The following is a 2,964-nucleotide window of genomic DNA, read 5'->3' as shown; positions in this document are numbered from 1 at the left end:
GCGCCGCACGGCGCCGCGCCGCGCGGCGCGCCAGCGCGGCCTGTCGCTGCTGGAAATGCTGCTGGTGATCGCGCTGATCGGCGCGATCGGCGTGCTGACCGTGGCCGCGCTCAACGGCGGCATCGCCGGCATGCAGTTGCGCACCGCGTCCAAGCAGGTCGCCGCGCAACTGCGCTACACCCGCAGCCAGGCCATCGCCAGCGGCCGCTCGCAGAAGTTCACCATCGACCCCGGCGCGCACACCTGGCGCGCGCCGAACGGGCGCAGCGGCGATATTCCCAAGTCGGTCGGCATCGTCTTCACCGGCGCGCGCGAAGTGCAGCCGCGCCGCGGCGAGGGCGCGATCGTGTTCTTTCCCGACGGCGCCTCCACCGGCGGCCGGGTCAAGCTGCACGCCAAGCAGGCGGCCTGGAACGTCGACGTCGCCTGGCTCACCGGCGAAGTCAAGCTCAAGCGCGGCGAGGCGCCGCGATGAGCGCGCGCGCCGTGCGTCCGCCGCCGCGCCGCGCGCGCCAGCGCGGCTACACCTTGCTCGAAGTGATCGTCGCCTTCGCCCTGCTGGCGGCGGCGCTGACCTTGCTGCTGGGCTCGCTGTCCGGCGCGGCCAAGCAAGTGCGCTGGTCGGCCGACGCCGGCCGCGCCGCGTTGTACGCGCAATCGCTGATGGACCAGGTCGGCGTCGGCCAGCCGCTCTCGCCGGGCCAGCGCAGCGGCGAGTTCGAGAACGGCCGCTACCGCTGGACCCTCGGCATCGCGCAGTGGCGCGACACCCAGTTGCCGCCGTCCAACCAGCCGATCGACCCCAACGCCATGCGCCTGTTCGAAGTGCAGCTGGCGGTGGAGTGGGGCGAGGGCGGTTCCGGCCGCCGCTTGCTGTTGCGCAGCCTGCGCAGCAGCAACGCCGGCAACGAGATGCAATTGTGAGCCGCCGCGCCGCGCCGCCGCGCGCCTCGCGCGGCTTCACCCTGGTCGAAGTGCTGCTGGCGATGGTGTTGCTGGTGGCCGGGCTGGCGCTGGCGTTCGCCACGCTGTCGGCGGCGACCAAGACCGCGACCCGCGGCGAGGTGCTGGCCCAGCGCAGCGAACGCGAGCGCGCGGTCGAGAATTTCCTGCGCCGGCGCATTGCCGCGACCCGGCCGGTGCCGTTCGCGTTCGATCCCAGCACCGCGGTGCCGCAGCGTTTCGTCGGCGAGCCCGACCGCCTGCGCTTCGTCGCCGACCTGCCCGATTACCTGGGCCAGGGCGGCCCGTACCTGCACGACTTCGCCATCGAAGCCGACGGCGACCAGGCCCGGATCGTGCTGCAGCTGTCGATGGTGCTGGCCGGCGAGACGATCAAGGACGAGCGGCCGCGGCCGCCGGAGGTGCTGGTGGACGGGCTGAAGTCGGCGCGCTTCCGTTATCGCAGCATGGACCCGCAGCGCGGCCAGCTCGGCGAGTGGCAGGAACGCTGGCAGCAGCCGGAACAGCTGCCGATGCTGGTGGAAGTCACCCTGACCGACCGCGACGGACGGGCGTGGCCGACGCTGGTGGTGTCGTTGCCGTTGGCGACCGCCAGCGGTGGCGGATTCGTGCCGGAGCTGTGATGGGGACCGGGCGGGGGGATCGAGGAGTCAGGTTCGCGGGCGCTGCTGGAGCGCCGGCGGGGAGCGGTCGCGTTCGCGGTGCGGGCGTGGCTGCACGGCGGCTGGGGCATCGCGATGTTGCTTTTGTCGGACCTTCAAGAACCCGCGGTGCGGCGCTTCTGTTGGTGATGTGGTTGATCGCCCTGCTGACCGCGCTGATCGGCGCCTTCGCCCTCAGCGCGCGCACCGAAAACCTGCAGGGCCGGGTGCAGGTGCGCGGGCTGGTCGCGCAGAACGCCGCGCGCGCCGGAGTCGAATACGCGCTGACCCGGGTCGGCAGCAGCGACCAGAAACTGCAGTGGCTGCCCGACGGGCGCCCCAACCGCTGGCGCTACGGCGAGGCGCAGCTGGAGATCAAGATCGTCGACGAGAATGGCAAGGTCGACCTCAACCAGGCCGACATGCAGCTGCTGACCGGGCTGCTGCAGAGCGCCGGAAAACTGGAGCAATCCGAAGCCGCGAGACTGGCCGGCGCGATCATCGACTGGCGCGACGCCGACACGCTGAGCCAGCCGGCCGGCGGCGCCGAAGACGCCGACTACTCCTCCGCCGGGCGCCCTTACGGTGCCAAGGATGCGGAATTCGAAAGCGTCGCCGAACTCGAACAGGTGCTGGGCTTCACCCCCGAGCTGTATGCGCGGATCGAGCCTCTGGTCACGGTTTACAGCGGGCGCACGCGTCCCGAGCAGGCCTTCGCCGCCAAGGAAGTGCTCGATGCTATGGGGTTGAACGGCGCCGACCTGGTGCGTCAACGAGAAAGAAACCAGCCGGGGTCACAATTGCAGGGTGCTGGAGCGGACGGCGTCGGCGGCGGTCTCGTCGGCGAACGCAGCGGCACCTATAGTATCGAGAGCCGTGCACGGCTGACGGATGGCCGCGAATCGGTGTTGCGGGTGGTCGTGCGAGCGGGAGGGGGAGCGGTGCCGGGAATGCCTTACACCCCGCTGCGTTGGGAGGAGGGAGCTTCAACACGATGAACTCGCAAGTAGCCGAAGGCCGGTTGGCCGCCAACCGGTTGCGCAGTCTGAGCGCGCGCCTGGCGCCGGGCGCGGGCGGCTTTTTCTCCTGGTGGGGGCGCACGCTGGCCTCGTGGCTGCCGCTGCGCACGCGCCAGGCCCTGGGCGTGGACCGCGGCCGGCTGCTGCTGCAGGTCGACGGCGGCCAGGTCCGCCTGCGCCTGCAACAGGCCGAACAGCTGCAGGAACTGGCCGTGCTGCCGGACCTGTCGGGCTGGAACGACGAGACCAAGGCCGAGCCCGCCGACCCGTTGGCGCCGCTGCTGCCGCCGCGCGTGGCCGAGCTGCCGCGCTGGCTGCTGCTGCCGCCGGCGGCGAGCCTG

4 protein-coding genes and 1 pseudogene are annotated in these 2,964 nt (G+C 71.8%); all 5 read left to right on the top strand.

All coding sequences use genetic code 11. The features are described from left to right. Window positions 1-40 precede the first annotated feature (40 nt). A complete protein-coding gene (gene xpsH / locus A7A76_RS04560; protein ID WP_206410085.1) occupies window positions 41-475 on the top strand; it encodes a type II secretion system protein XpsH in 435 nt (144 codons plus the stop codon). After that, window positions 472-924 (top strand): type II secretion system protein XpsI, encoded by a 453-nt coding sequence (xpsI, locus tag A7A76_RS04555; RefSeq protein ID WP_206410084.1) that lies wholly within the window; start codon window positions 472-474, stop codon window positions 922-924. The genes xpsH and xpsI overlap by 4 nt, the downstream gene beginning before the upstream one ends. After that, complete coding sequence (locus A7A76_RS04550) at window positions 921-1,586, top strand: prepilin-type N-terminal cleavage/methylation domain-containing protein (protein ID WP_206410083.1); 666 nt, start codon at window positions 921-923, stop codon at window positions 1,584-1,586. Before xpsI ends, A7A76_RS04550 begins: the two co-directional genes overlap by 4 nt. Before the next feature lie 167 nt (window positions 1,587-1,753). Next, window positions 1,754-2,602: a general secretion pathway protein GspK gene (locus A7A76_RS04545; protein ID WP_074862517.1), complete on the top strand. Its 849-nt coding sequence runs from the start codon at window positions 1,754-1,756 to the stop codon at window positions 2,600-2,602. After that, window positions 2,599-2,964, top strand: a pseudogene (locus tag A7A76_RS04540) (hypothetical protein); the annotation flags it as partial. The gene A7A76_RS04545 and the pseudogene A7A76_RS04540, both read left to right, overlap by 4 nt.

The sequence above is a fragment of the Lysobacter enzymogenes genome, from assembly GCF_017168095.1.
Taxonomy (GTDB): domain Bacteria; phylum Pseudomonadota; class Gammaproteobacteria; order Xanthomonadales; family Xanthomonadaceae; genus Lysobacter; species Lysobacter enzymogenes_D.
Note: the sequence above shows the minus strand (reverse complement) of the source record. Positions and strands in the feature narration are given on the sequence as shown.